Raw genomic sequence first — 5,439 nt, 5'->3', positions numbered from 1 at the left:
GCCAGTGACGCCGACCGCGCCGCTGCCTACCCTGCCTGGCTACACCACTACAACCACCACCGCGGCCACACCGCACTCGCCGGCAGACCCCCGGCCAGCCGCGTCACCAACCTGTCAGGTCAGAACAGCTAGCCTTCGCGAGTGCGCATCGGGATCCAGGCGAGCTACGCCGGTGACTTCAGGCAGACGGCCGCGGAGGTGCGCGACCTCGAGTCGGCCGGCCTCGACGTGGCCATGGTCGCGGAGGTCTACACCTTCGACGCGGTGAGCCAGCTGGGCTACCTGGCGGCGGTGACCGAACGGGTCGAGCTGATGAGCGGCATCCTGCCGATCTACAGCCGCACGCCGGCGCTCATCGCGATGACCGCCGCCGGACTGGACTTCGTCTCCGGCGGCCGCTTCACGCTCGGGCTCGGCGCCTCCGGCCCGCAGGTGATCGAGGGCTGGCACGGCCTCCCCTACGACGCCCCGCTGCAGCGCACCCGGGAGGTCATCCAGATCTGCCGCCAGGTCTGGCGCCGCGAGCGACTGGTCCACGAGGGCCCGAAGTACACGGTGCCCCTGCCGGCCGAGCAGGGCACCGGCCTCGGCAAACCGCTGAAGCTCATCAACACACCGGTGCGGGAGCGGGTGCCGGTGCTCCTCGCCGCCCTGGGGCCGAAGAACGTGCAGCTGGCCGCCGAGATCGCGGAGAAGTGGGAGCCCATCTTCTTCCACCCGGAACGCGCCGCGGACGTCTGGGGTGCCTCCCTCGCCGCCGGCCGGGCCGAGCGGGACCCTGCGCTGGGCGACCTGGACGTGGTCGTCGGCGTCCCGGTGGCCATCGGTGAGGACGTCGACCACCTGCTGGACGCCGTCCGACCGGGCATCGCCCTCTACGTCGGGGGCATGGGCGCCAAGGGCAGGAACTTCTACAACGACCTGGCCCGGCGCTACGGCTACGAGGCCGAGGCGGAGACCATCCAGGACCTCTACCTCGCCGGCCGCAAGGACGAGGCCGCCGCCGCCGTGCCCGAGGACCTGGTCCGCGCGACCTCGTTGATCGGCCCCGAGTCCTACGTGGCCGAGCGGATCGCGGCCTTCGCCGCGGCCGGTGTCACGACCCTGAACCTGCAGCCCCTCGACGACAGCCGCGAGGGTCGCCTCCGGACGGTCGAGCGGATGCGGGCGCTCACCGATCGGTGATCCGGTGCCGGCACCGGCACCGTCCTGGCTCAGCGCACGTGCTCCTGGCTCACCACCCGCAGTGAGCCAGGGGCAAGGACGATCAGCTCTCCTGATCCCCGGGAGGCATCCCCGATGCGGTCGGGGTTGCGTCACGTGACGGCGAGACACAGCAGGGCCCCGGGAGCGTGCGCTCCCGGGGCCCTGCTGTCACTCACTCAGCGCATCAGCGCCAGTCGTACTCCTCCAGCCGGACGGCCTCGCCGGTGCCCGAGCCGAAGACGTCGGGGCTGTAGTACTGCCCGTCGTCGTACCCGGCCATCGTGTACACGGCGGCGCGGGCCTCCTCGGTGGGCTCGACCGTGATGTTCCGGTAGCGGCTGATGCCGGTACCGGCCGGGATCAGCTTCCCGATGATCACGTTCTCCTTGAGCCCGAGCAGGCTGTCGCTCTTGCCCTGGATCGCGGCGTCGGTGAGCACCTTGGTCGTCTCCTGGAAGGAGGCCGCGGACAGCCACGACTCCGTCGCCAGCGACGCCTTGGTGATCCCCATCAGCACCGGACGGGCCGAGGCCGGCTCGCCGCCCTCGGCGACGACCCGACGGTTCTCGGTCTCGAACAGCGTCCGCTCGACCAGCGCACCGGGCAGGAACTCCGTCGCGCCCGAGTCGATGATGGTCACCCGCTTCAGCATCTGCCGGATGATCACCTCGATGTGCTTGTCGTGGATCGACACACCCTGGCTGCGGTAGACCTCCTGGACCTCGCGGACCAGGTGCAGCTGCACCTCGCGCGGGCCCATGATCCGCAGCACCTCGTGCGGGTCGACCGCACCCTCGGTGAGCTGCTCGCCGACCTCGACGTGGCTGCCGTCCTCCACCCGCAGCCGCGAGCGACGCGACAGCTTGTCGTAGACGACCTCGTCGGAACCGTCGTCCGGGGTGATGGTCAGCTTCCGGAACTGGTCGCCGTCCTCGATCCGGACCGTGCCGGCGAGCTCGGCGATCGGGGCCTTGCCCTTGGGGACGCGGGCCTCGAAGAGCTCCACCACACGCGGCAGACCGTGGGTGATGTCGGCACCGGCCACACCACCGGTGTGGAAGGTGCGCATCGTCAGCTGGGTGCCGGGCTCACCGATCGACTGGGCGGCGATGATGCCGACCGCCTCGCCGACGTCCACGAGCTTGCCCGACGCCAGCGACCGGCCGTAGCAGGTGGCGCAGGTGCCCAGCAGCGACTCACAGGTCAGCACGCAGCGGACCTTGACCTCCGAGACGCCGGCGTCGACCAGCGTCTGGATCAGCACGTCGCCCAGGTCGGAGTTGGCCTGCGCGATGACCGTGCCGTCGGCAGCCACCACGTCGGCGGCCAGGGCGCGGGCGTACACGCTGGTCTCCACGTGCGGGTCACGCGTCACGACGCCGTCGGAGACGGTGCCGATCGGCATGATGACGCCGCGCTCGGTGCCGCAGTCCTCCTCGCGGATGATGACGTCCTGCGAGACGTCGACCAGCCGGCGGGTGAGGTACCCGGAGTCGGCGGTCCGCAGCGCGGTGTCCGCCAGGCCCTTGCGGGCGCCGTGCGTGGAGATGAAGTACTCCAGCACGGACAGACCCTCCCGGAAGTTGGCCTTGATCGGCCGCGGGATGATCTCGCCCTTCGGGTTGGCCACCAGACCGCGCATGCCGGCGATCTGGCTGATCTGCATCATGTTGCCTCGGGCGCCCGAGTTGACCATGACCCAGACCGGGTTGGTGGTGGGGAAGTTGTCCACCATCGCCTGGCTGACCTCGGCCCGCGCGCGGGTCCAGATCTCGATGAGCTCCGAACGCCGCTCGCCGTCGGTGATGACGCCGCGCTCGTACTGGCGCTCGATCTTCCGCGCCTCGTCCTCGTGCCGGTCCAGGATCTCCTGCTTCACCGGCGGGGTGACGACGTCGTCGATCGCGATCGTCACGCCCGAGCGGGTCGCCCAGCGGAACCCGGCCGACTTGAGGGCGTCCAGCGTCGCCGCGACCTGGACCTTCGGGTAGCGCTCGGCAAGGTCGTTGACGATCGCGCCCAGCGCCTTCTTCGGCACCTGGTAGTTGACGAAGCGGTAGTCCTCCGGCAGGGCCTCGTTGAACAGCACCCGGCCCAGGCTGGTGGAGACGACGGCCGGCTGGCCGGGCTCCCAGCCCTCGGGGGCCTCCCACGGCTCGTTCGGGCCGTTGTCGACGCCGAAGACCTCGTCGAGGCGGATGAGCACCCGCTCCTGCAGACCCAGCGCACCCATGTCGAAGGCCATGACGGCCTCGGACGTCGTCGAGTACGACTTCGGCAGCTCGCCCTCCGCCACCTCCGTCGAGCCGGACAGGCTCGTCAGGTGGTAGAGGCCCAGCACCATGTCCTGGGTCGGCGCGGTGATCGGGCGACCGTCGGCCGGGCTCAGGATGTTGTTGCTGGACAGCATGAGGATGCGGGCCTCGGCCTGCGCCTCGGCCGACAGCGGCAGGTGCACGGCCATCTGGTCGCCGTCGAAGTCCGCGTTGAACGCGGTGCAGACCAGCGGGTGGATCTGGATGGCCTTGCCCTCGACCAGCTGGGGCTCGAAGGCCTGGATGCCCAGACGGTGCAGGGTGGGTGCACGGTTCAGCAGCACCGGGTGCTCGGTGATGACCTCTTCGAGCACGTCCCACACGACCGGCCGCGCGCGCTCCACCATCCGCTTGGCGGACTTGATGTTCTGCGCGTGGTTGAGGTCGACGAGCCGCTTCATCACGAAGGGCTTGAAGAGCTCCAACGCCATCTGCTTGGGCAGACCGCACTGGTGCAGCTTCAGCTGCGGGCCGACGACGATGACCGAACGGCCGGAGTAGTCGACGCGCTTGCCCAGCAGGTTCTGGCGGAACCGGCCCTGCTTGCCCTTGAGCAGGTCGCTCAGGGACTTCAGGGGGCGGTTGCCCGGGCCGGTGACCGGACGGCCGCGCCGGCCGTTGTCGAACAGCGCGTCCACGGACTCCTGGAGCATCCGCTTCTCGTTGTTGACGATGATCTCCGGCGCGCCCAGGTCGAGCAGTCGCTTGAGCCGGTTATTCCGGTTGATCACCCGGCGGTACAGGTCGTTCATGTCGCTCGTGGCGAAACGGCCACCGTCGAGCTGCACCATCGGGCGCAGGTCCGGCGGGATGACCGGGACGCAGTCCAGCACCATGCCCATGGGCGAGTTCTGGGTCTGCTGGAACGCCGCGACGACCTTCAGCCGCTTCAGCGCGCGCAGCTTGCGCTGGCCCTTGCCGCTGCGGATGGTCTCGCGCAGGGACACGGCCTCGGCGTCGAGGTCGAAGCCGGCGAGGAGCTTCTGCAGGGCCGCGGCACCCATGCCGCCCTCGAAGTACTCACCGAAGCGGTCGCGCAGCTCGCGGTAGAGGCCCTCGTCGGCGATGAGCTGCTTGACCTCGAGCTTGCGGAAGGTGTCCATCACCTCGTCGAGGCGGTCGATCTCCCGCTGGGCGCGGTCGCGCAGCTGGCGCATCTCGCGCTCGCCGCCCTCGCGCACCTTGCGGCGCACGTCGGACTTGGCACCCTCGGCCTCGAGCTCGGCGAGGTCGGCCTCCAGCTTCTGCTGGCGGGCCTCCACGTCGGCGTCGCGGCGGGTCTCGAGGTTGTGCTTCTCCGCGCTGATCTCGGCCTCGATCGTCGGGAGGTCGCGGTGCCGCGTCTCCTCGTCGACCGAGGTGATCATGTAGGCGGCGAAGTAGATGATCTTCTCGAGGTCCTTGGGCGCCAGGTCGAGCAGGTAGCCCAGGCGGGAGGGGACGCCCTTGAAGAACCAGATGTGGGTGACCGGCGCGGCCAGCTCGATGTGGCCCATCCGCTCACGGCGCACCTTGGCGCGAGTGACCTCGACGCCGCAGCGCTCGCAGATGATGCCCTTGAACCGGACGCGCTTGTACTTCCCGCAGTAGCACTCCCAGTCCCGGGTGGGACCGAAGATCTTCTCGCAGAAGAGACCGTCCTTCTCCGGGCGGAGGGTGCGGTAGTTGATGGTCTCGGGCTTCTTCACCTCGCCGTGCGACCACTGACGGATGTCGTCGCCGCTGGCCAGGCCGATGCGCAGTTCGTCGAAGAAGTTGACGTCGAGCACTGAGTGACCCCTTTCAGGGGCTAGATACTGCACTTTCTGGTGTTGTCGAAGGAGGGCGCCGGGCCGCCCCCGCCCCCCCGGCCGCCCGCCCCCCCAAAAAACAAAAACAAGCCGGTTTGCTCGCCGCGGGGCGCGTTGCAAACCCACCA

Annotated in this window: 2 protein-coding genes and 1 pseudogene; 2 read left to right on the top strand and 1 reads right to left on the bottom strand. The window is 69.6% G+C overall.

What is annotated here, in order from left to right; translation table 11 throughout:
- A pseudogene (locus ACI783_RS19660) lies at nt 1-132 on the top strand (IS481 family transposase); the annotation flags it as partial.
- A gap of 9 nt (nt 133-141) precedes the next feature.
- On the top strand, nt 142-1,185 hold the full coding sequence (locus ACI783_RS19655) for an LLM class F420-dependent oxidoreductase (protein WP_457142013.1): 1,044 nt from the start codon (nt 142-144) through the stop codon (nt 1,183-1,185).
- A 205-nt stretch (nt 1,186-1,390) separates the two neighbouring features.
- On the opposite strand, the gene ACI783_RS19650 is transcribed toward ACI783_RS19655, so the two are convergent.
- Nucleotides 1,391-5,290 carry a DNA-directed RNA polymerase subunit beta' gene (locus ACI783_RS19650; RefSeq protein WP_457085384.1) on the bottom strand — a complete coding sequence of 1,300 codons (3,900 nt, stop codon included), beginning with the start codon at nt 5,288-5,290 and terminating at the stop codon, nt 1,391-1,393.
- Nucleotides 5,291-5,439: the final 149 nt, after the last annotated feature.

The organism is Modestobacter sp. SYSU DS0511, assembly GCF_054050755.1.
Note: the sequence above shows the minus strand (reverse complement) of the source record. Positions and strands in the feature narration are given on the sequence as shown.